General features: G+C 63.7%; 19 protein-coding genes, 1 tRNA gene and 3 rRNA genes. 15 read left to right on the top strand and 8 right to left on the bottom strand.

The window, feature by feature from the left end; genetic code table 11:
* Positions 1–201: 201 nt before the first annotated feature.
* A complete protein-coding gene (trmB, locus tag A6E15_RS08780; protein ID WP_076145562.1) occupies positions 202–1,266 on the bottom strand; it encodes an HTH-type sugar sensing transcriptional regulator TrmB in 1,065 nt (354 codons plus the stop codon).
* 139 nt (positions 1,267–1,405) lie between these two features.
* On the opposite strand from trmB, the gene A6E15_RS08775 reads away from it, so the two are divergent.
* Positions 1,406–2,419 carry a mechanosensitive ion channel family protein gene (locus A6E15_RS08775; protein ID WP_076145560.1) on the top strand — a complete coding sequence of 338 codons (1,014 nt, stop codon included), beginning with the start codon at positions 1,406–1,408 and terminating at the stop codon, positions 2,417–2,419.
* Between the two features lie 101 nt (positions 2,420–2,520).
* A complete protein-coding gene (locus A6E15_RS08770) occupies positions 2,521–2,961 on the top strand; it encodes a universal stress protein (RefSeq protein ID WP_076148272.1) in 441 nt (146 codons plus the stop codon).
* Between the two features lie 83 nt (positions 2,962–3,044).
* On the opposite strand, the gene A6E15_RS08765 is transcribed toward A6E15_RS08770, so the two are convergent.
* Positions 3,045–3,455, bottom strand: coding sequence for a universal stress protein (locus A6E15_RS08765; protein WP_076145559.1), 411 nt, complete (start codon positions 3,453–3,455; stop codon positions 3,045–3,047).
* A 156-nt stretch (positions 3,456–3,611) separates the two neighbouring features.
* Here A6E15_RS08765 and A6E15_RS08760 point away from each other — a divergent pair, with 156 nt between their 5' ends.
* Together A6E15_RS08760 and A6E15_RS08755 are read left to right on the top strand one after the other, a co-directional pair.
* Entirely contained in the window at positions 3,612–3,851 is a 240-nt protein-coding gene (locus tag A6E15_RS08760) for a DUF5816 domain-containing protein (protein WP_076145557.1), read from the top strand.
* A gap of 230 nt (positions 3,852–4,081) precedes the next feature.
* Positions 4,082–4,390: a DUF7116 family protein gene (locus tag A6E15_RS08755; protein ID WP_076145555.1), complete on the top strand. Its 309-nt coding sequence runs from the start codon at positions 4,082–4,084 to the stop codon at positions 4,388–4,390.
* A gap of 28 nt (positions 4,391–4,418) precedes the next feature.
* Here A6E15_RS08755 and A6E15_RS08750 read toward each other — a convergent pair whose 3' ends face one another.
* On the bottom strand, positions 4,419–5,630 hold the full coding sequence (locus A6E15_RS08750) for a pyridoxal-phosphate-dependent aminotransferase family protein (protein ID WP_076145554.1): 1,212 nt from the start codon (positions 5,628–5,630) through the stop codon (positions 4,419–4,421).
* Positions 5,631–5,838: 208 nt separating this feature from the next.
* Here A6E15_RS08750 and A6E15_RS08745 point away from each other — a divergent pair, with 208 nt between their 5' ends.
* The 4 genes from A6E15_RS08745 to A6E15_RS08730 all read left to right on the top strand — a co-directional run bounded on the left by A6E15_RS08745 (position 5,839) and on the right by A6E15_RS08730 (position 8,453).
* Positions 5,839–6,825, top strand: coding sequence for a metal-dependent hydrolase (locus tag A6E15_RS08745; protein WP_076145552.1), 987 nt, complete (start codon positions 5,839–5,841; stop codon positions 6,823–6,825).
* A 71-nt stretch (positions 6,826–6,896) separates the two neighbouring features.
* Positions 6,897–7,514 (top strand): hypothetical protein, encoded by a 618-nt coding sequence (locus A6E15_RS08740; protein ID WP_076145551.1) that lies wholly within the window; start codon positions 6,897–6,899, stop codon positions 7,512–7,514.
* A complete protein-coding gene (locus A6E15_RS08735) occupies positions 7,507–8,166 on the top strand; it encodes a hypothetical protein (protein WP_076148270.1) in 660 nt (219 codons plus the stop codon). Before A6E15_RS08740 ends, A6E15_RS08735 begins: the two co-directional genes overlap by 8 nt.
* 86 nt (positions 8,167–8,252) lie before the next feature.
* Positions 8,253–8,453: a dodecin gene (locus A6E15_RS08730; protein WP_076145549.1), complete on the top strand. Its 201-nt coding sequence runs from the start codon at positions 8,253–8,255 to the stop codon at positions 8,451–8,453.
* 127 nt (positions 8,454–8,580) lie between these two features.
* Here A6E15_RS08730 and A6E15_RS08725 read toward each other — a convergent pair whose 3' ends face one another.
* The 4 genes from A6E15_RS08725 to A6E15_RS08710 all read right to left on the bottom strand — a co-directional run bounded on the left by A6E15_RS08725 (position 8,581) and on the right by A6E15_RS08710 (position 10,968).
* Positions 8,581–8,955 carry a HesB/IscA family protein gene (locus tag A6E15_RS08725; RefSeq protein ID WP_066304179.1) on the bottom strand — a complete coding sequence of 125 codons (375 nt, stop codon included), beginning with the start codon at positions 8,953–8,955 and terminating at the stop codon, positions 8,581–8,583.
* A gap of 91 nt (positions 8,956–9,046) precedes the next feature.
* Positions 9,047–9,256, bottom strand: a complete 210-nt coding sequence (locus A6E15_RS08720; protein ID WP_076145548.1) for a hypothetical protein — start codon at positions 9,254–9,256, stop codon at positions 9,047–9,049.
* Between the two features lie 77 nt (positions 9,257–9,333).
* Positions 9,334–10,626: a histidinol dehydrogenase gene (gene hisD / locus A6E15_RS08715; RefSeq protein WP_076145546.1), complete on the bottom strand. Its 1,293-nt coding sequence runs from the start codon at positions 10,624–10,626 to the stop codon at positions 9,334–9,336.
* A gap of 120 nt (positions 10,627–10,746) precedes the next feature.
* The gene (locus A6E15_RS08710) at positions 10,747–10,968 is read right to left on the bottom strand and encodes a hypothetical protein (RefSeq protein ID WP_076145544.1); all 222 of its coding nucleotides are present in this window, start codon (positions 10,966–10,968) and stop codon (positions 10,747–10,749) included.
* Positions 10,969–11,207: 239 nt separating this feature from the next.
* Here A6E15_RS08710 and A6E15_RS08705 point away from each other — a divergent pair, with 239 nt between their 5' ends.
* The 5 genes from A6E15_RS08705 (at position 11,208) to rrf (ending at position 17,617) form a co-directional block, all read left to right on the top strand.
* The gene (locus A6E15_RS08705; RefSeq protein ID WP_076145543.1) at positions 11,208–11,819 is read left to right on the top strand and encodes a metal-dependent hydrolase; all 612 of its coding nucleotides are present in this window, start codon (positions 11,208–11,210) and stop codon (positions 11,817–11,819) included.
* 706 nt (positions 11,820–12,525) lie between these two features.
* Positions 12,526–13,998 (top strand): 16S ribosomal RNA (locus A6E15_RS08700).
* 152 nt (positions 13,999–14,150) lie between these two features.
* Positions 14,151–14,222: transfer RNA gene (locus tag A6E15_RS08695), tRNA-Ala, on the top strand.
* A gap of 222 nt (positions 14,223–14,444) precedes the next feature.
* A 23S ribosomal RNA gene (locus A6E15_RS08690) occupies positions 14,445–17,366 on the top strand.
* Between the two features lie 129 nt (positions 17,367–17,495).
* A 5S ribosomal RNA gene (gene rrf, locus A6E15_RS08685) occupies positions 17,496–17,617 on the top strand.
* The 16S, 23S and 5S rRNA genes sit together here with 1 tRNA gene alongside, the layout of an rRNA operon.
* Before the next feature lie 474 nt (positions 17,618–18,091).
* On the opposite strand, the gene coxB is transcribed toward rrf, so the two are convergent.
* Positions 18,092–18,862, bottom strand: a complete 771-nt coding sequence (coxB, locus tag A6E15_RS08680) for a cytochrome c oxidase subunit II (RefSeq protein ID WP_076145541.1) — start codon at positions 18,860–18,862, stop codon at positions 18,092–18,094.
* A gap of 219 nt (positions 18,863–19,081) precedes the next feature.
* Between coxB and A6E15_RS08675 the strand changes: the two genes are divergently transcribed.
* Together A6E15_RS08675 and A6E15_RS08670 are read left to right on the top strand one after the other, a co-directional pair.
* On the top strand, positions 19,082–21,364 hold the full coding sequence (locus A6E15_RS08675) for a DUF6789 family protein (RefSeq protein WP_076145540.1): 2,283 nt from the start codon (positions 19,082–19,084) through the stop codon (positions 21,362–21,364).
* Positions 21,361–21,945, top strand: coding sequence for a hypothetical protein (locus A6E15_RS08670; RefSeq protein ID WP_076145538.1), 585 nt, complete (start codon positions 21,361–21,363; stop codon positions 21,943–21,945). The genes A6E15_RS08675 and A6E15_RS08670 overlap by 4 nt, the downstream gene beginning before the upstream one ends.
* Positions 21,946–21,973: the final 28 nt, after the last annotated feature.

The raw sequence follows: 21,973 nt of genomic DNA, 5'->3' as shown, positions 1-21,973 counted from the left end.
AACGGTTCCGTTACGCGGACGCGGGCGTACGAGCCGCGGTCGGGCCCGTTTCGGGCGGCTCGCAGGGCGGCGTCTAGTCGCCGATTGCGGGCCGACGGTCGGCAGGTGCCGGCCGAGCGTATTCCACCGTGGCCGTCGATCCGGGGCGATCGACACCGAACGCGAGCGGACGACGCCGGCCGGCGACCGCTTCCACACCGCTCAGTCGTCGAGCGTCGGCGGCTCGTCACGGCCGATGTGGATCTCGTGGGCCTCGATGTCCTCGAGCGCGGCGACGCGACCGCCGATCGAGAGCTCCTCGCCGTCGGCCGTCTCGATCGTGAGGCTCGCGACTTCCTCGCTGATTTCGAAGGAGATATCGAGAATCCGACCGCGGACGACCCGCTGGCCGCCGACATCGACGTCCCGACCCTCGATCGTGGCGTAGAACTCTCCGCCCTCGTCGAGGAGATCCTTTACGCACCGGCGGATCGAGGCGTATTTGCGGGGGTAAGACCGCGCGGAGTCGTCCTCGCCGAGCGTTTCTTCGGCGGTCGTCCAGAGGACGGTTCCGAAAAAGCCCGAGACCAGAAAGCCAAGCGCCGAGCGGTTGAAGATGACGCCGTACCGGTCCTGATCGTCGCGCAGGGCGTCCTGGGTCGCGTACACGGAGTAGTTGCCGTCGGCGACGGCGAGTACCGGCGTCGTGATCCCGCGTCGGGCGCGGGCGGTCGAAGCGACCTCGTCGTAGGCGAACTCGGCGGGGTCGGGCGCTTCGCTGGCCGGCGTCACGATCAGGTCGACGCTGACGCCGGCGTCGACGGCCGCGCGCAGGTCCTCATCGAACCGGGTCAGCAGGTCCGGCGTCAACGACAGCGCGAGTTCGAACTCCGCGGCGTCGATGACCTCCTCGAGGTAGCGCAGGATCGTCGATCGGGACTTGACCAGGGAGACGGCCTCGGTGTCTCGGGCCGGCGCGGTGTATCGCGCCTCGAGTTCGTCGACCATTCGCTCGAGGGAGGTCTGGACATCGTCGAAGGCCTCGCCGGGATCGATGGCGACGACTTTCATCGGGCGGGACTCGCGCAGTTCGACGAGCCCGCGGTCGCTGAGGCTGCGCACGGTGTCGTAGACCCGAGGCTGGGGGATCTCCGTCCGGTCGGCGATCTCGCTGGCCGTCAGCTGGCCCTGCTCTAACACGGTGAGATACGCGTCGATCTCGTACTCGCCGAGGTTGAACCGGTCCCCGACGCGCTCGACGGTCGAGCGAAGCTCGTCTGGTGCCATACCGGTCCCTACGCCCCCGGTGATTAAATGATTTATTATATATCGAGTAGCACGTGGTTTCGAAATTAGGTTGTTTGCAAATCGATCGCATGGAGAGAGGGTCAGAACGCTTAACCACACCGCTCCTGAGCGTGTTGGTATGCGCGCGGTCCTGCAGGGAAACGAGAGTACGACGGCCGGAAACAGCACCACGGCGGCCGAGGAAATTCGGACATTTCTCCCCGAGACAGTTCCGCTGCGAGCGGTCGAGATCGGCCTCGCACTCCTCGTCCTCGTCGTCGGCTGGTACCTCTCGAAGCTCGCCGTTCGGATCGCCGGGCGGACGGTCGCCCGACGCATCGAACGGCCCAGCGTCACTCGGACGGTGCTTCGCGGCGTCAGGCTCGCCGTCTTGCTCTGGGCGGCCGGCATCGCCGCCGGCATCATCGGCGTCGGCAACACCGAGATCCTCCTGTCGGTGACCGTCATCTCGGCCGTGATAGCGATCGTCCTCGCGCCGATCGCGGGCAGCATGATCAACGGCTTCTACGTGTTAGCCGACCGGCCCTACGAGATCGGCGACATGATCGAGGTGACCGACGCCGGCCACCGCGGCTTCGTCGAGGACATCACGATCCGCTACACGAAGATTTTCACCCTGCAGAACACCTTCATCGTCATCCCAAACGCCGAGATCCACGCCCGCGACGTCGTCAACTACTCCGCCGAGGACGAGCGGACACGGGTCTCCATCGGCTTCGATATTACCTACGAGAGCGACCTCGAGGCTGCCCGGAAAGCCGCCGAACGGGCCGCTCGAAACGTCGACGACGTCATCGCCGGGGGCCCCGACATCCGGATCGGTAGCGCTCGCTACGCCGCAGCGCCGTCATGTTATATCGACGAGTACGGCGACCACGGCATCGCCCTCGAGCTGTTCTTCTGGATGGAACACCCCTACAAGCAGACCGTCGTCCGATCGGCGGTGCAAGACGCCATCGGCGAACGGTTCGCGGACGTAGACGTCGAGTTCGCCTACCCGCACCGCCATCACGTCTTCGACGACACCAGCGGCATCGCGCGCGTCGGGGTTATCGACGGCGATACCGAGCGACAGACGCCGGATTCCCTGACCGAGGCAGGCGACGGCCCCGCGGACCCGGCCGATCGGTGACGCCTCGGCGATCGGTCTCGGGTCGGGGCCACGTCTCTCGGCACCGGGTATCGTGGGGGTGATTTATGCCCTCCCCGACCCAAGTCGACAGTCACTCGACGATGTATGACGACATTCTCGTTCCCACCGACGGGAGCGACACGATTCCCGAGACGCTCGCACACGCACTGCCGATCGCTGCCGACAACGACGCGACGGTTCACGGCCTCTACGTCGTCGACAGTCGCGTCATCGCGGCCGCCGACGACGAGACCAGTCCCGACCTCGAGCGCTCGCTCGAGGCGGAGGGAAAAGAGGCCGTCGCCGCCGTCGAGGAGCGCGCGACGGACGAGGGCCTCGAAACTGTCGGCGAGATCCGACAGGGGACCCCGTCGAAGACGATCCTCGAGTACGCCGAGGAGCAGGGGATCGACCTGATCGTCATCGGAACGCGGGGCAAGAGCCCCCGCGAGAAGGTGACGTCGCTGGGTAGCGTCTCCGAGCGGGTCGTCGACAATGCCTCGATCCCGGTGTTCGTCGTCCGGGACGCGGGCGACGCGTAACGTATACCGACTACCGGACGTCGTTCCGGTGCAATCGCAGGGCAGGTCGTGGTTGTACTGGAAACCCGTTTCAGTGGCCCGTCTCAGGCCCGCGCGTTCTCGACCGTAATGACCTCGCAGTCGAGGTGTGTCCGTAGATAGCGGTCGATGTCCGGGTTGTCCGTAAAGCGCTGGAAGAGTCGCCGGAATCGGCTGGCCTGTTTGGTTCCGACGACGACGACGTCGGCCTCCTCCGCGCCGACCTCGTCGAGAATGCTTTCCTCGACGAGGAACCCGGTCCGGACGACGTACCGGGCGTTCTCGAGTCGCCCGAACGCGCTCTCAACGGCGTTTTTCAGGTCGATCCGGCTCACTTTCCTCCCGTTCTGATAGAGATTGACGTGTAGGATCGTCAGCGCCGCGTCCCGGTCGCGCGCGACCTCGATCGCCCGCTCGAGCGTTCGCCGCGAGTGTTTCGACAGCGGATACCGAACGGGGACCACGACCAACGACATTAGCCAATCGAACGACTTCCGGGCGGGTAAACCTTTCAGTACGGACAATCAACACTGTGAACTTGTCCCACGACGCGTGAGGTGATCCCACTCGATTCCCGCGAGCCGGTCGGACGGACAGACAGTCATTTAGGGTGAGCCCGGCTACGGCCGAACATGCAATCCTGGTCGACCGACGACGGCGACACCGTCTACGTGTCCGAGACGGACGGCGTCAAGGGATCGAAGGGGCCGTTTCTCGCCGCTTACGAATCCCCCGATTTCGAGCGCCGCTACGGCTGGTTCTGTACGAACTGCGAGAGTCTCGACAACGCGATGGACGCGATGGGCCGTATCAAGTGTAATCAGTGCGGGAACTTCCGGAAGCCGACCGAGTGGGACGCCGCTCACGAGTAGGCCCGTGCGAATCCCTCGAGACCGGGTTCGGAGAGGGTTCTCCCCGCGGTCGCGCGATCGCCGCCGGGGTCAATAGACGATTACTTGACGAACAGCCGGCTGCCTTCGGTACGAACGGAACGAACGAGCGGGATCGTTCCCGTTCGTTCGGAAGTAACCCCTTGTTTTTGTCACGTACTAACATTTATAGTGGATGCCGACATAGGTGCTGTTGAATGGGTCCTGTTAACATGCAGCTCGTCGAGCAGGCCAGGTCGATCTTCGCAGAGCTGGGTTACACCGTCGAAGGCAACGGCCCCGAATTCCGCGCCGAGCGAGCGTGGAAAGTCGTTCACGTCAACGCCGTCCTCGAGGCGGACGAACTTCCGACGTCGTCGTCGGGACAGTTCCACTGTTTCGTCGCCGAACCGGACGACGCCGACGACCTCGAGGCGCGACTCGAACGGACGAATCCGGCCTACGAGTGGGCCATCATCGTCGTCGACGGGGAGGACTATCAGGTCGAACGAGCGCCGCCAGGACCGCGAGTAACAGCGTAGACCGGCCGCTTTCGCGGCTGTAATGACCCTATTCTTCGAGCGCGTTGCGCGTCGCAGTGACGCCTGCGCCCGGATCGACGTCCGCACCCATCGACTCGAGGACGTCGCCAAGCGCCGTCACGACGTAGATTACGTTCTCCGGCCGGGCGGAGTAGCCCATGCAGCCGATCCGGAAGATCTCGCCGGCGAGATCGCCCAGTCCGCCGGCGATCTCGAGGTCGTACTGCTCGAGCAGGGCGTCACAGACCGCGGCGTCGTCGACGCCGTCGGGGACGCGGACGGCGTTGAGGCTCGGCAGCCAGTACTCGTCGGGGGCGTTCATCTCGAGGCCCATCGCTTCGACGCCGGCTTTCAGCGCGCCGGCGAGGCGCTCGTGGCGGGCCCAGCGCTGTTCGATGCCTTCCTCGGCGACCAGCCGCAGGGCCTCCCGGATCGCGTAGACGTTCGTTATCGGCGCAGTGTGGTGATACGCGCGTTCCTCGCCCCAGTAGCCCTCGAGCAAGGAGAGATCGAGGTACCACGAGCGGGGGTCGTCCTCGCGTGTGAGAACTTTTTTCATGGCCTCGTCCGACAGCGTGAGGGGACTCGCGCCCGGCGGACAGGAGAGACACTTCTGGGGGCCCGAGTACGCCACGTCGACGTCCCACTCGTCGACGCGCAACTCGACGCCACCCAGCGAGGTGACGGTGTCGGCGATGACCAGAGCGTCGTGGTCGTGGGCCGCGCCGGTCAGTTCCGGCACGTCGGGCTGGAGGACGCCCGTACTCGTCTCCGCGTGGACGAACCCGAAGACGTCGGGATCGTGTTCGGCCAGCGCGTCCGCGACGTCGGCGGGCTCGAGCGGTTCGCCCCACGGTGCCGATACCTCGACGACCTCGCCGCCCGCGCGCTCGGCCATCGAGGCCATCCGACCGCCGAAGTAGCCGTTGGTCGGCACGAGCATGGTGTCGCCGGACTCGACGACGTTGCCGATCGCGGCCTCCATCGCCGCGGAGCCGGTCCCAGAGACCGGGATCGTCCACTGGTTGTCCGTCCGGAAGGTGTAGCGCAACAGCTCCTGCACCTCGTCCATAATCTCGACGAAAGAGGGGTCGAGATGGCCGACCAGCGGCGTACTCATCGCCCGGAGGACCCGCGGGTTCACGTCGCTCGGGCCGGGTCCCATCAGCGTCCGATCCGGGGGTGTGAGTTCGCCGACGGATGGCGCGCGATCCGCCTCGTTCGACGGTGTCTGAGCCATGGGCGTGTGCTCGCCGGCCACTCGCAAAGACCTACCGACAGCGGCGAATTACAGGCCCCCGAACGGCCGAATCAAAGCTCGCCCCGGCGTCGCGGCTCCGTCCGCGAACGCGGCCGCATCCGGCGTGTTCGTCACCGATTATGGCAAACGGTACCGTTCGACGCAGCTGCGAGCCGTTTAAGCCGACTCACTGCATAGGCGACATATCGTGTTCGTCGGTCACGCGCTCCTCGCGTTCGCCGTCGCAGCGCTCGTCGCCGACTGGCGAGGCTGGGCCCCCCGACGAGCGCTCCTCGTCGGTGCCATCGCCGGCGCGTTCGCCGCGATCCCCGACATCGACGTCGCGTACGCGCTCGTGGGCCTGCTCGAGTGGCAGGCCGGCGACGGCGCGCTCGGCGCGTCGACGGCGTTCTGGGACGCCAGCCGGGGCGTCCACCGCTCGGTCACTCACTCGCTGGTCGTCGGCGCGGTCGCCGCACCCGCTTTCGGCCTGCTCGCCGTCCGGGGTTACTCCCCTCGCGTGCGACTCGTTCGGGCTGTCGGGATCGCCGTCCTCGTGGCACTCGTCGCCATCGCGCACGTCTGGGGCGGCCCCATCGCCGCGCTCGTCACGGGACTGTTCGCCGCCAGCGGCGCGCTCGTCGCCCGGACGATTGCCAGTCACACGCGGGTGGCGTCGACGGCGGTCGGTATCGCCGCGCTCTGGGGGCTCTGGTCCCATCCGTGGGGCGATCTCGTAACCGGATCGCCTCCCGACTGGTTTTTTCCCTTCGACGCCGCCGTCCTCGAGTCGCGACTCGTTCTCCACCCCGACCCGACGCTGCACCTGCTGGGCGCGTTCGCGATCGAACTCGCGACGATCTGGCTCGCTGCCGTCGTCCTCTGTCGACTCACCGATCGCTCGGTGGTCGCCACCGTCAACCGCCGGGCCGCCGTGGGCGTCGCCTACGGCGTCGCCGCGCTCGCGGTGACGCCGCCAACGCTCGAGGTGTCTTACCACTTCGTCTTCTCGATTCTCGGTGTCGGCCTCCTCTGTGGCGTCGTCAGGGAAACGCCGACTCCCACTGCGTTCGCGAGCGTTCGGGGCCTGCCCGCGTTCGAGACGCTGCTCGAGGCCGGCGTGACCGCGCTGGCGGCCGTCACCGTCGCGCTCGCCGCCTACCTGACGGTCTATCTGCTCGCTATCGTGCCATAGCGCGGGATCGCGACCTTCGTTTCAGTCCGGGACAAAATACGCTTTTGTGAGAGCGGTCGGTACGGACCACTGTGTCGCAGGCTTCACTCGAGGGACTGCTCGCGGACGGACGGTCGAACGCGGCGATCGCGTGGGTGCTGGTCGCCGCGATCGCGAGCATCGGTATCGGGGCATTGGTAACGGGGGGCATCCTCTGGATGACGTTCGCGGCGGTTCTCGTAGTTCTCGCGATCCTGCCACCCATCGCCTTTCGATCCCCTCTGGTCATGCTCCCCTGGGAGGTCCTCCTGTTGGCGGCGCTACCGGTCCTCGGCGTCGCGTTCGGTGCCGACAGGCTGACGGGACACGTCACGTCCTACCTCTCGGTCGCGGCCATCGCGCTCGTCCTCACCGTCGAACTGCAGGCGTTTACCGCCGTGCGAATGACTTCTGGCTTCGCCGTCGTCTTCGTCGTGGTCGCGACGATGGCTGCCGCCGCCCTCTGGGCCCTCCTCCGGTGGAGCGCCGCCGGCGTGCTGGGCGTTCCGTTCACGGCCGACCACGACGACGTGATGTGGGAGTTCGTCTATTCGGCCGCCAGCGGCCTCGGTGCCGGTGTCGTCTTCGAACTCTACTTCAGGCGACTCGGACGCGCCGACCGAACTCGGCTCGTCGACGACATCCCGATCGGCGGAGGTGACGATGCCTAGCCTCGCCGACATCGTTCCCTCCCGGAAACGGCAACGCCAGCTCACCTACCTCATGGAGATCGGGCTCATCGGCATGCTGTTCATCGGCATCGAACGCGGCAACGCCGGAATCATCATCAACACCGGCGTCGCCCTGCTCGTTACGCAACTGCCGCCGGTGCTCGAGCGCGACTACGAGATCCCGATGGACCCGCGGCTCACGCTGTGGATCACGACCGCCGTCTTCCTGCACGCTTTCGGTACGGTGGGGCTTCCCGGCGCGACCGCCACGCTCTACAGCCAGGTCTGGTGGTGGGACCACATGACCCACGCGCTGTCGGCCTCGCTGGTCGCCGCCGTGGGGTATTCGACCGTCCGCGCGTTCGACGAACACGCCGAGGGCGTCCACCTCCCACAGCGGTTCATCGCCGTGTTTATCCTACTTTTCGTCATCGCGTTCGGCGTCCTCTGGGAGATTCTCGAGTTCGCGATCGCGCTGGCTGCCGAGACGCTCGGTACCAGAGCCGTCCTCACCCAGTACGGACTCGAGGACACGATGCTCGACTTCGTCTTCAACTCTATCGGTGCGATCATCGTCGCGACGTGGGGCGGTGCGTACCTCACGAACGTCACCAACGCGATTCGAGAGCGGTTCGAGTCGCGAGCCGACTGATCGGTCGTCAGTCGGGACCGCTTCGTTCGTTCCGTCCTGAACGGACGCCGTGTTTTACGTCGGTACGCGCCGTAGATGGCGAGGCCATGGTCTTCAAAAAGATCACGCTGATCGGTACCAGTACCGAGAGTTTCGACGCCGCCGCGGACGACGCTATCGACCGCGCGGAGTCGACGTTGCAGAACGTCCACTGGATCGAGGTTGACGAACTCGGCGTCGAAGTCGCCAGCGCCGACGATCGGGAGTATCAAGCCGAAGTCACCGTCGCCTTCGAACTCGAGGAGTAACCCGAGACGGGGCACTCGACGGTTCGTATCGATACCCCGTCCTCGATTCTTCGACGCGACCGGCGGCTATCGGCTAGCGGCCGTCGGAAAATCCGGTGGAACCTGAGACGCGGTGAACCGCAGTCGCTTACGTCCGGAACGACTCGCCACAGCCGCACTCGCTGACGACGTTCGGATTGTCGACGTGGAACCCTTCGGCCTGCAGTCCGTCCTCGTAATCGAGGACGCTGCCCTCGATGTACTTCAGGCTCGCGGGATCGACGAACACGCGCAGGTCGTGGTGTTCGTAGATCGTGTCGTCTTCGTCGGGTTCGTCGTCGAACCGCATCCCGTAGGAAAGGCCTGCACAACCGCCTTGCTGCACGAACAGCCGAAGCCCGGCCTCGGTCACGTCCAGGCCCTCGCCCTCCAGCAGCGAGAGAGCCTGCTCGGCGGCGTCTTCCGTGACTTCGATCTCCGGTTGCGTCTCCGCGGTCCCACCGTCCATACTGTCCGTACTCATACCACTCCCTTTCGGCGCGACGATGTTAACTGTGACGCCGTGTCGAGCCGAACGAACTAGCTTATTCCGGTTATGTCGGCGCGGCAAGTGACTAACAGCTCGCCCGCCGGAGCGAGCGATACCACGTGCCGAATTGACGCCTGTCGTTGCGCGAGAGTTCGATGTCGTGTTCCGCGAGCAACTCGAGCATCCGCTCTACGTCGCAGTCGTACCACAACGAGAGGACCCGCACGTTTCGCTGTGCGTAGTCGTAGTTGCGCTCGAGGACGCGCTCGTCCAGCGGGTCGACACGCGGTTTCATCTCGGTTCCTACTTCGAACCCCCAGCCACGTAAAACCAGCTCAGCGTTCCGGACGCTACGACTCGTGGCGGTGTGCTCTAGTCGCCCGCGTCGTCTTCGAGGCGGGTCCGAACGCTCTCGGCGTGGGCCTCGAGGCCCTCGGCGTCGGCGAGCGTGGTGATCGTCTCGCCGAGGTCGGCCAGCCCCTCGCCGGAGAGGCGTTGGACCGTCGTCGACCGGAGGAACGTCTCGACGGAGAGCCCGCCGCTGACGCGCGCTCCGCCGTTCGTCGGCAGCACGTGGTTCGTCCCGCTGGCGTAGTCGCCGGCCGCCACGGGCGTGTTCGGCCCGAGGAAGACGCTGCCCGCGCTGTCGATTCGCTCGAGCAGCGACTCGTCGTCGGCGGCGATGATCGAGAGGTGTTCGGGCGCGTACTCCTCGGTGAAGAGGATCGTCTCGCTCATCGATCGAGCGCATAATACGCCGCTGGCGTCGTTCGCGAGCGCCGTCCGGATCACGTCCTCGCGCTCGCGCTCGCCCGCGCGTTCGTCCACGGTCGCCGCCACTGCCTCGGCGGTGGCCTCGTCGTCGGTGACCGCCACGACCGAGGCGTTCGGATCGTGTTCCGCCTGTGCGAGCAGTTCCGCGGCGACGAGGTCCGGGTCAGCAGTCTCGTCGGCCACCACGACCACCTCGCTCGGTCCCGCGAGAAAGTCGATCTCGACGTCGCCCCGGACCTCGGCCTTGGCCGCCGTTACCCACTTGTTGCCCGGCCCGACGATCTTCTGGACGCTCGTGATCGTCTCGGTCCCGTAGGCCAGTCCCGCGATCGCCTGTGCGCCGCCGACGCTGTAAACCGCGTCCGCGCCCGCGGCGTGGATCGCAGCCAGCGTTACCGGGTTCACGTCGTCGGCCGGCGGCGTCACGACCGAGACGTGATCGACGCCGGCCACGACCGCCGGTACGACCCCCATGATCGCGCTCGAGGGGTAGGCCGCCGACCCGCCGGGAACGTAGACCCCGACCCGCTCGAGCGGACGGAATCGTCGGCCCAGCTCCCGGCCGGCGTCGAACTCGCGTCGCCAGTCCTCGGGCAACTGTGCCTCGTGGAACTCGCGGACGTTCGTGGCGGCCGTCTCGATTGCCGCTCGAATCCCGTCGTCGATCTCGTCGTAGGCTCGTTCGCAGTCGTCGGTGATCTCGAGGTTTCCGACTTCGACCCCGTCGAACTCGCTGGTGAACTCGCGGACGGCGACGTCGCCCTCGGTTCGAATCCGGTCGACGATCCCGCGGACGTCATCTCTGACTGCCTCGATACCGGCGTCGCGCTCGAAGAAGGCACCGCGATCGTCCGGCCCGAGATCGGCGATGGACTGCACATCGATTGTCATACGGTCGAGTTCGTCGGGTGGGCGAAAAACGGTTTCCTTCCGAACGGCCGCTCGCGGGCCGTCACCCTCTCGACGAACTGCATCTCCTGTCGTCCGTCGGTCCACGGGCTCGTGATCGTCTCACGCGTCGGGGTTCTCGACCTCCCAGATCCCGACGTAATCCAGAGTCGCCCGCACGAAGAGGTAGACGAGGAGGACGAAGCCGACGAGCGCGAGCGGCGCCTGCAGCAGTTCGGCCGTCTCCACGCTGAGGACGACCCGACTGATCCCCCGGACGAAGAAACTCAAGACCACGAGGCCCAGCGCGATGACCGCGAGTTTGACGAATCCCGATCGATCCATGTGCCACCGTACGATCACAGGTGCTAAATTATATCGGTGTTCACACGCTCGCACGGGCGCGCGACTAAATTCAGATCCGACCGTACCACCCCACGACGTACCCGGTAATATCACCTTTCTCGACCCGTCGCGTCGCCGCTTGAGTCGCGAGCCGTCGGCCGGCCCGGTTCTCACCGTCCCGGGATTCCGGACGTGCAGGGGCCGTATAACTATTCGCCGCCCGCGCTACCGTCCGGCCAATGTGGCCGTGGGAACACGCGATAATCGGTTATCTCTCGTATTCGCTGATCTGTCACCTCGTCTTCCGGACCGCTCCCGGTGGACCCGACGCCTTCGCCGTCGTCTTCGCGTCGGTCCTGCCGGACCTGATCGACAAACCGCTCGCGTGGGAGTTCGGCGTCTTCGAGGCCGGCTATGCGATCGGACACTCGCTGTTCTTCGCCGTCCCTCTCTCGATCCTCGTCGGAACGATCGCTCGCCGTGTCGGCCGAGCCCGGATCGCGCTCGCGTTCCCGATCGGGTACCTCTTGCATCTCCCGAGCGACATTCTATACTCCTACGCCAGTGAGCGGGTTCTTTACGTCGAAATCGTACTCTGGCCGATCGCCGTCGTTCCCGGGGACTCCGCCGGGCGGGGGTTCTTGGGGGCGTTCGAGTTGCTGTTCGGGCGGTACGTACGGACGCTGCTCGCCGGTGACGTGTCGACGTACGTCTGGATCCAGTTCGGTCTCGCCGGGATCGCGTTCCTCGTGTGGCTCTACGACGGACTGCCCGTTCTCCGTGATCTCTATCTCGGCTGTAGACGGATCGCTCACTCGCTGATCGGGTCGGACCGTTCGACGCGCGAGTGACGCAACCGCCGCCGACAGCTGCCGCGCTCGGCCGTAGCGCCATCGCTTGCCCGCCGTTTACACCCTACGAATACGACTGCCCGCGTGACTGTCCAACGTAGCCCACTGCTTCCTCGAGACGACGGCCTTATATGTTCACCCGGCTTCGACAGTAATGCGAACAACGCGGCGCTCGCCGCCGCGTCTTCCGGCCGTATTCCGGCACGGAAGAAGTATACGTATCCACCCTTGTCGAGCGCACAATCCGTTCGCTCGAGGGCATTCGGATTCCCGTGGCTGACACCGAGCGGTCGGCGTCAGAGGATGATGGCCTTATTCACTTCAGGTCAGTCCAGAATAACACGCGGAAATCCCTGCCGGCTGTTGTTTCCGGCGTGGCCATGATCCGATGTCCTTATAAGTATGAGGGTACTCGGATACGGACGCGAAAGACGACGTGATTGACGGGCCGTTCAACTCGGTCCGTCATCTCGGATGGTTCGAACCCGAAGGGGTTATGTACCCCAGACGGTGTACGAATACGTCCGAAGGAAATGAGGATTCCACCCCTGCGGTCCGCCGTACAGATGGGATCTGATGTTAGCCTTGGTAGTTCGGTGACGCCCGATCGGTCACACGACCGGCGTCAGCGAACGTGGACCCATGTGTGAGTGTGTACCAACATTCACCGCCAACAGACCCTCCCCAACTGGGGAGATCAAATAGCATTCCGGTTGATCCTGCCGGAGGTCATTGCTATTGGAGTCCGATTTAGCCATGCTAGTTGCACGAGTTCAGACTCGTAGCAGATAGCTCAGTAACACGTGGCCAAACTACCCTATGGATCCGAATAACCTCGGGAAACTGAGGCTAATTCGGGATACGATTCACGACCTGGAGTGGTGTGAATCCGAAACGCTCCGGCGCCATAGGATGTGGCTGCGGCCGATTAGGTAGACGGTGGGGTAACGGCCCACCGTGCCCATAATCGGTACGGGTTGTGAGAGCAAGAGCCCGGAGACGGTATCTGAGACAAGATACCGGGCCCTACGGGGCGCAGCAGGCGCGAAACCTTTACACTGCACGCGAGTGCGATAGGGGGACTCCAAGTGCGAGGGCATATAGTCCTCGCTTTTTGCGACCGTAAGGAGGTCGCGGAATAAGTGCTGGGCAAGACCGGTGCCAGCCGCCGCGGTAATACCGGCAGCACGAGTGATGACCGCTATTATTGGGCCTAAAGCGTCCGTAGCTGGCCGTGCAAGTCCATCGGGAAATCCGCGCGCTCAACGCGCGGGCGTCCGGTGGAAACTGCACGGCTTGGGACCGGAAGACCAGAGGGGTACGTCCGGGGTAGGAGTGAAATCCCGTAATCCTGGACGGACCACCGGTGGCGAAAGCGCCTCTGGAAGACGGATCCGACGGTGAGGGACGAAAGCTCGGGTCACGAACCGGATTAGATACCCGGGTAGTCCGAGCTGTAAACGATGTCTGCTAGGTGTGGCACAGGCTACGAGCCTGTGCTGTGCCGCAGGGAAGCCGCGAAGCAGACCGCCTGGGAAGTACGTCCGCAAGGATGAAACTTAAAGGAATTGGCGGGGGAGCACTACAACCGGAGGAGCCTGCGGTTTAATTGGACTCAACGCCGGACATCTCACCAGCATCGACAATGTGCAGTGAAGGTCAGGTTGATGACCTTACCGGAGCCATTGAGAGGAGGTGCATGGCCGCCGTCAGCTCGTACCGTGAGGCGTCCTGTTAAGTCAGGCAACGAGCGAGACCCGCACTCCTAATTGCCAGCAACACCTAGCGGTGGTTGGGTACATTAGGAGGACTGCCAGTGCCAAACTGGAGGAAGGAACGGGCAACGGTAGGTCAGTATGCCCCGAATGTGCTGGGCGACACGCGGGCTACAATGGCCGAGACAGTGGGATGCAACCCCGAGAGGGGGCGCTAATCTCCGAAACTCGGTCGTAGTTCGGATTGAGGGCTGAAACTCGCCCTCATGAAGCTGGATTCGGTAGTAATCGCGCCTCAGAAGGGCGCGGTGAATACGTCCCTGCTCCTTGCACACACCGCCCGTCAAAGCACCCGAGTGGGGTCCGGATGAGGCCGACGCAACGCCGGTCGAATCTGGGCTCCGCAAGGGGGCTTAAGTCGTAACAAGGTAGCCGTAGGGGAATCTGCGGCTGGATCACCTCCACAGACCGGGACCGGGGCGTCGCCCCGGCCCAAAAGTCGTGGCGCGTAGCGCCACGCAGTCCACGTTCGATCGACCCACGTCGTGGCCGATCGGGCACCTTTGAACTACCAAGGCTAACACCTACTCCCGCTGTCCGCCTTTGTGGCGGACGTGGGCCCATAGCTCAGTGGTAGAGTGCCTCCTTTGCAAGGAGGATGCCCAGGGTTCGAATCCCTGTGGGTCCATGGCTCGGGTTGGACCGAATCGTGCCCCTTAAGTGGGGCAGACGATTTCGGTCTAATCCGAACGAACCGATGCACCACCCCGCGCAAGCGTGGGTGGGAAGGGTCAATGCAGGCCGGCCGTCTACCGGCGTGCAGATGAGACCGTGTGTACGTGTAGTCCAGGCGTCCACTGGACCCGTTCCCGGGTCACGATGTTGCGACTCTGTCGCAACGCCGATCCGATGAACGTGGCTACTGTGCCAGCTGGTGGATCGCTCGGCTTGAGAGCTGACGAAGGACGTGCCAAGCTGCGATAAGCCTATGGGAGCCGCACGGAGGCGAAGAACATAGGATCTCCGAATGGGAATCCCCACCGCAATTGCTTCGCGCAATGGGGAACGTCGGGAATTGAAACATCTTAGTACCGACAGGAAAAGAAAGCAAACGCGATGTCGTTAGTATTGGCGAAAGAACGCGACACAGTCCAAACCGAAGCCCTCACGGGCAATGTGGTGTTCGGACTGACGATCACTTCCCGAACGGCGACGCGAAGTCTCTTGGAATAGAGCACGAGACAGGGTGACAGTCCCGTACCGTCGGCAAGTAAGGAACGAGTCAGTTCCAGAGTATCGGGGGTTGGATATCCCTCGTGAATATCGCGGGCATCGACCGCGAAGACTAAACACTCCTCAAGACCGATAGCGAACAAGTAGCGTGAGCGAACGCTGAAAAGCACCCCACGAAGGGAGGTGCAATAGGGCGTGAAATCAGTTGGCGATGGAGCGACAGGGCACACAAGGTCCCGGACGAAATGAATCAGGTGCGAACCTGTAGTAAGAAGTTTGGGAAGCCGGTGTTCTGTCGTACGTTTTGAAAAACGAACCAGGGAGTGTGCCTGTTTGACGAGTCTAACCCGATCATCGGGGAAGGCGAAGGGAAACCGACATGGCCGCAGTGCGTTGCACGAGGGCCGCCGTGTTCAAGCGCGGGGAGTCAAACGGGCACGACCCGAAACCGGACGATCTAGGCGTGGGCAAGGCGAAGCGTGCCGAAAGGCACGTGGAGGCCTGTTAGAGTTGGTGTCCTACAATACCCTCTCGTGACCTACGTCTAGGGGTGAAAGGCCCATCGAGTCCGGAAACAGCTGGTTCCAACCGAAAGATGTCGAAGCATCACCTCTGCCGAGGTAGTTCGTGGGGTAGAGCGACGGATTGGGGGACCGCACTCCGAGAGGAGTGTGCCCCCCTGTCCAACTCCGAACCTACGAACGCCGCTCGACGCAGGGAGTCCGGTGCACGGGGTAAGCCTGTGTACCGTGAGGGAGACAACCCAGAGCTGGGTTAAGGTCCCCAAGTGTAGACTAAGTGCGATCGAAGGTGGTCTCAAGCCCTAGACAGCCGGGAGGTGAGCTTAGAAGCAGCTACCCTCTAAGAAAAGCGTAACAGCTTACCGGCCGAGGTTTGAGGCGCCCAAAATGATCGGGGCTCAAGTCTACCACCGAGACCTAGCAGCACCACTTAGACTGGTGATCTCGTAGGTTGGCGTTCTGTTCGGGTGGAAGCACGGCTGAGAAGTCGTGTGGACCGTTCAGTAACGAAAATCCTGGTCATAGTAGCAGCGTTAGTCGGGTTAGAACCCCGACGGCCGAACGAGTAAGGGTTCCTCAGCAATGCTGATCAGCTGAGGGTTAGCCGGTCCTAAGTCAGCCCGTAAGTCGAAGCTGACAACAGGGAAATAGGTTAATATTCCTATGCCAGTGTGTACTCAAAGCCAACGCTTTGGGGCCGCCTCTGCCGGGCTTTCGCCCGGTCGAACTATCGAAGTTCGTGGAAGCCGTAATGGCACGAAGCGACCGAATGGTAGGATAGCGCAAGAGAGGTCAACCTAGAGCCCGTGAAAAGGCGAACACACTGTCCGTACCGAGATCCGACACAGGTACTCGTGGCGGCGAAAGCCAAGGTCTGTCGGGAGCAACCGACGTTAGGGAATTCGGCAAGTTAGTCCCGTACGTTCGCAATAAGGGATGCCTGCCCTGCAATGGGGCAGGTCGCAGTGACTCGGGCGCTCCGACTGTCTAGTAACAACATAGGTGACCGCAAATCCGCAAGGACTCGTACGGTCACTGAATCCTGCCCAGTGCAGGTATCTGAACACCCCGTACAAGGGGACGAAGGACCTGTTAACGGCGGGGGTAACTATGACCCTCTTAAGGTAGCGTAGTACCTTGCCGCTTCAGTAGCGGCTTGCATGAATGGATCAACGAGAGCGCCACTGTCCCAACGTTGGGCCCGGTGAACTGTACGTTCCAGTGCGGAGTCTGGAGACCCCCAAGGGGAAGCGAAGACCCTATAGAGCTTTACTGCAGGCTGTCACTGAGACGTGGTCGCCATTGTGCAGCATAGGTAGGAGGCGGTACACAGGTACCCGCGCTAGCGGGCCACCGAGCCAGCATTGAAATACTACCCGATGGTGACTGCGACTCTCACTCCTGGCGGAGGACACTGGTAGCCGGGCAGTTTGACTGGGGCGGTACGCGCCTGAAAAGATATCGGGCGCGCCCCAAGATTTCCTCATCCGCGTCGGAGACGCGGAACAGAGCGCAAGAGCAAACGGAAGTCTGACAGTGTCCGGCACAACGACGGACGCTGACGCGAAAGCGTGGTCTAGCGAACCAATTAGGCTGCTTGATGCGGCCAATTGCTGACAGAAAAGCTACCTTAGGGATAACAGAGTCGTCACCCGCAAGAGCACATATCGACCGGGTGGCTTGCTACCTCGATGTCGGTTCCCTCCATCCTGCCCGTGCAGAAGCGGGCAAGGGTGAGGTTGTTCGCCTATTAAAGGAGGTCGTGAGCTGGGTTTAGACCGTCGTGAGACAGGTCGGCTGCTATCTATTGGGGGTGTAACGGTATCTGACGGGAACGATCGTATAGTACGAGAGGAACTACGATTGGGTGCCACTCGTGTACCAGCTGTCCGAAAGGGCACGCGCTGGGCAGCGACGCACCACGGGGTAAGAGCTGAACGCATCTAAGCTCGAAACCCACCTGAAAAAGAGATACCACGGAGGCCACTCGTAGAAGACGAGATCGATAGACTCGGGGTGTACGCACCAAGGCAACGAGGTGTTGAGCCCGCGAGAACTAATCGGCCGAGCCACACACTCATACACTACATCGCATTGGATCCGTGACGCGCGAACGGGTCCGGACGCAAACTGGACTACACGTACACTCGGTCTTAGACACACCACCGATATTGGAATGATCACGGTTCGATTCCGTGAGTCGGCGTTACGGCGGCCATAGCGGCGAGGTGCCTCCCGTACCCATCCCGAACACGGAAGATAAGCTCGCCTGCGTTTCGGTCAGTACTGGAGTGGGCGACCCTCTGGGAACCCCGATTCGCCGCCTCCATTCATACTCACTTTCACTTTCAGCCCCGAACAGCCACTGCACTCCAGTGGTTGTCGGGGTTTTCTGTATTTATACGGAGCTGAGTCTGGATTCCGCTCTTCGATCGCCGCTATAATCGAATAGTGACGCTATCTCTTGGGATGGGCGTCCGAGAAAACCCCATTCCCGCCCGCTCACGTGGTCGTTCTTTCCAGTAGAATTCGTAGAGAGGTCTCTCAGTCGCAGTAAAATGTCGCCCGGAACACTAACGTCCAGCCTCATCCCGTGGCGGCGTGCCGCGTCGGCTGGCTAACCCTCGTGCCGGGCGGAAGGACTCGAGGAGTCCTCCAGTAGACGGATGTCGCGTGCCCGGGTTCGCCGTGCTGTCATCGCACCCGAAACGGGTCTGCTCTGACGGGGACTGAAGGCACGCACCGGACCTATGCGCGTGGGCCGTTTAACTCTTGTAGCTCGGTCCCCCACACGAAGAGAGTCTCAGTCGGGATCGGGCGCAGCCGTGACAGTACCCTCGTTCTCCGCGAGCCACTGATCGTAGGTGTCACGCTCGACGACGACGATGGAGCCGTCCATTCGGGAGTGGCCAGCCCCGCAGAACTCGGCACAGACGGCGTCGTAACGGCCGGGTTCGGAGACGATCGTGCGGGCGCGAGTGTAGTCTCCCGGGAAGGCGTCCTGTTTGACGCCCAGATCGGGGACGAAAAGCGAGTGGATGACGTCGTCGCTGGTGAGCCAGAACGTGACGTCCTCGTCGGCGGGGATCACGATTTCGGACTCGGTCGTGACGTTTGCCTCTGGGTAGGTGGCCTGCCACTCCCACTGGTAGCCCCGGACGTGGATCTCCTCGTCGTCGGTTTCGGGGAGGTCCGCGAACGAGTCGAACCCCTCCTGGCTGGTGTCTTCGCCCTCGAGGGCCTGCGAGGGGGAGACGTAGGGGTTGACGAGGACGCTGTAGCCCGAGAGGCCGACGAACAGGAGGATGAGCGCGGTCGCGACGGTCCAGGTGATCTCGAGGGCGGGGTCCTCGGTGGTCGGTTCGGGGTCGTCGTTGTCGTGGAACTTGACGGCCGCGTAGACGAGGATCAGGAGGACGAAGAGAGTGAGCGGCAGGGCGACATAGAGTAGTTGATACTCGAGGCCGTCGATGAGGTCGCTGTTTTCGGACTGAGCGGCGACCGGACCGATCGCGAGAAGCGCCGAGAGCGCCGCGACGACGAGCGCGGCGAGCGTGCGTCGACGGTGACCCATGGGCGGGGATTCGACGACCGGCGGAATATACGGCCTTCGTGATTCGGTGAACTGTCACGAGCGTGGGGTGGTCGTAAGCAGCGGATACTCCCAAACGGCGTGTCACGGGCGGTGACAGTCAGGGAAACGCCGGGCCATATTTATTTGAGCCGATGGTGAGCCCATCGCCATGTGCGGCCGAGAGCGACGCGCTCGAGCGATCGGGGGTGACCGGCGGCGATGAACCGCGCGCTCGCCGAAGTCTCGCTGTTCGGGCTCGTCCTCGTCGGCTGTCTCTTGACGGTCGCGCTCGCCCGGCGGTGGCGAGCGGAGCCATCGACGGACGGCGGGTACGCTCGGGAGCGGCGGCGACGGCTTTCGCTGGCCGACGCGAAGGCGGCGGCCGTTCGGTGGACGACGACGACGAACCATCGTGAGATCGGGCTGCTTTACATCGCGTTCGGGACCGTCGCGGCGATCTGGGGCGGGATCGACGGGATGATGATCCGGACGCATCTGCTGACGCCCGAGGCGACGCTCTGGACGGAGGGGACGTACAACGAGCTGTTCACGATGCACGGGCTCACGATGTTGATCTTCTTCGTGACGCCGGTGTTCTTCGGGATCGGGAACTACTTCCTGCCGCTGTTGATCGGGGCCGACGACATGGCGTTTCCGCGGCTCAACGCCGTCGGGTTCTGGCTGTTACCGCCGTCGTTGTTGCTCGCTCGGTTCGGCATCATCGCCGAGGTCACGGGAGCGATACTTGCGGTCGTGGTCCCGGCGGACCGACTGTCGGTCTTGCTCGCGTTCAAGGAGCCGGCGATCGGGTGGACGGTGTATCCGCCCCTGTCGCTGGCACCGAATCCGCAGACGAACTTCCTCCTGTTGGGGCTGCACCTGAGCGGGATCGCGACCACGATCGGCGCGCTCAACTTCATCACGACGGTCGTCTACGAGCGCGACGAGTCGATCGGGTGGGCGAACCTCGATATCTTTTCGTGGAACATTCTCGTTACGAGCGCGATCATCATCTTCGCGTTCCCGCTGCTTGGCACCGCATTGCTCATGTTGCTGTTCGATCGCAACCTCGGGACGACGTTCTTCGCGGTCGAGGGCGGGGGACCGATCCTCTGGCAGCACCTATTCTGGTTCTGGGGTCATCCGGAGGTGTACATCATCTTCCTCCCGGCGACCGGGCTGATGAGTCTGATCTTGCCGAAGTTCGTCGGGCGAAAACTGTTCGGGTTCAAGTTCATCGTCTACTCGACGATCGCTATCGGCGTCCTCTCGTTCGGCGTCTGGGCACACCACATGTTCGTCACCGGCGTCGACCCTCGAGTCCGGGCGAGTTTCATGGCGACGTCGATCGCCATCGCCGTCCCCAGCGCGATCAAGGTCTTCAACTGGATCACGACGATGTGGAACGGTGACGTCAGACTGGCAGCACCCACGATCCTCTGTGTCGGCTCGATCGGGCTATTCATCGTCGGCGGCGTCACTGGCATCTTCCTCGCTGTGATCCCGATCGACGTGGTCTATCACGGCACCTACTACGTCGTCGGTCACTTCCATCTCATCCTCATGGGGATCATCCCGCTCATGATGTTCGCCGCAAGCTACTACTGGTATCCCCTGCTCACCGGCCGGATGTACGACCGGCGGCTCGCGATCTTCCAGTCGTCGCTTTTGGTCGTCGGCTCCGCGGTCACGTTCATGACACTGATGGCGCTTGGCTTCCTCGAGTTGCCCCGACGCTACGCGACCTATCCGCCGAGCTATTCGGGGCTGCAGGTCGTCGCGACCGTCGGGGCGTTCATCATCGGAATCAGCGTCCTCATGTGGCTATACAACATGCTCTGGTCGTACTTCCAGGGAACGCCCGTCGAGACGGCGGACCCGTGGGAACTGAAAGCGACCGAGCAGTTCACTCCCGAGTGGCAGTGGTTCGAGGATCGCCTCGAGCGCGAGCGCGGCATCCCGCCCAGCGAACCCGAGGAGGTCCGGCCGTCGTACGTCCCCGCGCAGGGGGAGCGTCCACCGTCGCTGTACGGTCGGATCGTCCCGGTGGCAAAGCGGGTGGCAAGCGACGCCGGGACGGGTGCGGCCGGCGGCTTCGTCGGCACGATAGCGTTGACGGTCGTCCTCCTCGTCGCGGTAGCCTTGGGGGCGTTCGATCTCGAGGCGTTCGCAACGCTGGCGACGTTCGTCGGGCTGCCGGCGAACCTCGCGCTCGGCTACGGCCTGTTTCTCGCCGGTGGGATGACGGTCTGGCCCCTGCTCTTTCTCTCCTTGGGCGAGTACCTGCCCGGCGAGTTGACGCTGGTGACGGGGCTGTGGTACGCGACGGTCATCGCCTCGGGGTTCGCCCTGGCGTTTTACACCGGCCAGTCGGGACTCGAGCTGGTGACGTACGTCCTGTTCGTGATCGTCGCTCACTGGATCTACGGGCTGGGGCTGGCCGGGACGATCGCCGTTCTGGGCGGCCGCCAGCGCCGTCCGTCGACGGGGGACGACGGATGAGTTCGGACGACGAGTCGACGGGCAGTGGACCGGAGCCTCCGGCTACCGACGAGACGGGGCCGCTCGAGCCCACGGCGGCCTCGGAGTCGCTGGTGTTGACCTACGCCGCGCCCTTTTTCGGCGTCGTCCTGATCGCGGTGGGGCTGCCGCTGGCGATCGTCGGCGGCTACGTCGTCGTACAGGACGGGATCGGGCTCTGTGGCGCGCCCACGATATCGGCGACACCGACCGACGAGTACGAGGGCGCACTGGCGACCATCGAGACGCTGCCCGCCGAGGACGTCTCGGCAGCCGAACGGGCGGCCCTCGAGGAGGCGATCGACAGCCCCCTTCGGGAGGCGACAGTCGACGGCGAGGTGACGAACCGAGCTGCGCTGCTCGAGGGGGCGATCGTCGAGTACGAGGGGCAGGACTACTACGTGCAGATTACGTCCCAGAACAGTTGTCTCGAGGTCGCGCCGCTTTTGTTCCCGATCGGAGCGATTGCGATCTTGGTCGGGATCGCGGGCGTGTTGACGCCGCCGATCTACCGAAAGATGGCCGGCTTCGAGGAACGGGTGGGACGCGACCGGTCGGACTGAGGGCGGCGTTCGCGTTCGATGGCGGACG

This window comes from Natrinema saccharevitans (assembly GCF_001953745.1).
Taxonomy (GTDB): Archaea; Halobacteriota; Halobacteria; order Halobacteriales; family Natrialbaceae; genus Natrinema; species Natrinema saccharevitans.
This window is presented reverse-complemented; position numbering and strand designations above follow the sequence as displayed.

What these genes read in the sequence shown, in the direction of transcription:
- A6E15_RS08735 (WP_076148270.1), top strand. Translation starts at nt 7,507, where the DNA reads ATGCCTAGCCTCGCCGACATCGTTCCCTCCCGGAAACGGCAACGCCAG.
- A6E15_RS08710 (WP_076145544.1), bottom strand. Translation starts at nt 10,968, where the DNA reads ATGGATCGATCGGGATTCGTCAAACTCGCGGTCATCGCGCTGGGCCTC.
- A6E15_RS08725 (WP_066304179.1), bottom strand. Translation starts at nt 8,955, where the DNA reads ATGAGTACGGACAGTATGGACGGTGGGACCGCGGAGACGCAACCGGAG.
- A6E15_RS08675 (WP_076145540.1), top strand. Translation starts at nt 19,082, where the DNA reads ATGAACCGCGCGCTCGCCGAAGTCTCGCTGTTCGGGCTCGTCCTCGTC.
- A6E15_RS08720 (WP_076145548.1), bottom strand. Translation starts at nt 9,256, where the DNA reads ATGAAACCGCGTGTCGACCCGCTGGACGAGCGCGTCCTCGAGCGCAAC.
- A6E15_RS08730 (WP_076145549.1), top strand. Translation starts at nt 8,253, where the DNA reads ATGGTCTTCAAAAAGATCACGCTGATCGGTACCAGTACCGAGAGTTTC.
- coxB (WP_076145541.1), bottom strand. Translation starts at nt 18,862, where the DNA reads ATGGGTCACCGTCGACGCACGCTCGCCGCGCTCGTCGTCGCGGCGCTC.
- A6E15_RS08755 (WP_076145555.1), top strand. Translation starts at nt 4,082, where the DNA reads ATGCAGCTCGTCGAGCAGGCCAGGTCGATCTTCGCAGAGCTGGGTTAC.
- A6E15_RS08765 (WP_076145559.1), bottom strand. Translation starts at nt 3,455, where the DNA reads ATGTCGTTGGTCGTGGTCCCCGTTCGGTATCCGCTGTCGAAACACTCG.
- trmB (WP_076145562.1), bottom strand. Translation starts at nt 1,266, where the DNA reads ATGGCACCAGACGAGCTTCGCTCGACCGTCGAGCGCGTCGGGGACCGG.
- A6E15_RS08770 (WP_076148272.1), top strand. Translation starts at nt 2,521, where the DNA reads ATGTATGACGACATTCTCGTTCCCACCGACGGGAGCGACACGATTCCC.
- A6E15_RS08760 (WP_076145557.1), top strand. Translation starts at nt 3,612, where the DNA reads ATGCAATCCTGGTCGACCGACGACGGCGACACCGTCTACGTGTCCGAG.
- A6E15_RS08670 (WP_076145538.1), top strand. Translation starts at nt 21,361, where the DNA reads ATGAGTTCGGACGACGAGTCGACGGGCAGTGGACCGGAGCCTCCGGCT.
- A6E15_RS08775 (WP_076145560.1), top strand. Translation starts at nt 1,406, where the DNA reads ATGCGCGCGGTCCTGCAGGGAAACGAGAGTACGACGGCCGGAAACAGC.
- A6E15_RS08750 (WP_076145554.1), bottom strand. Translation starts at nt 5,630, where the DNA reads ATGGCTCAGACACCGTCGAACGAGGCGGATCGCGCGCCATCCGTCGGC.
- A6E15_RS08705 (WP_076145543.1), top strand. Translation starts at nt 11,208, where the DNA reads ATGTGGCCGTGGGAACACGCGATAATCGGTTATCTCTCGTATTCGCTG.
- hisD (WP_076145546.1), bottom strand. Translation starts at nt 10,626, where the DNA reads ATGACAATCGATGTGCAGTCCATCGCCGATCTCGGGCCGGACGATCGC.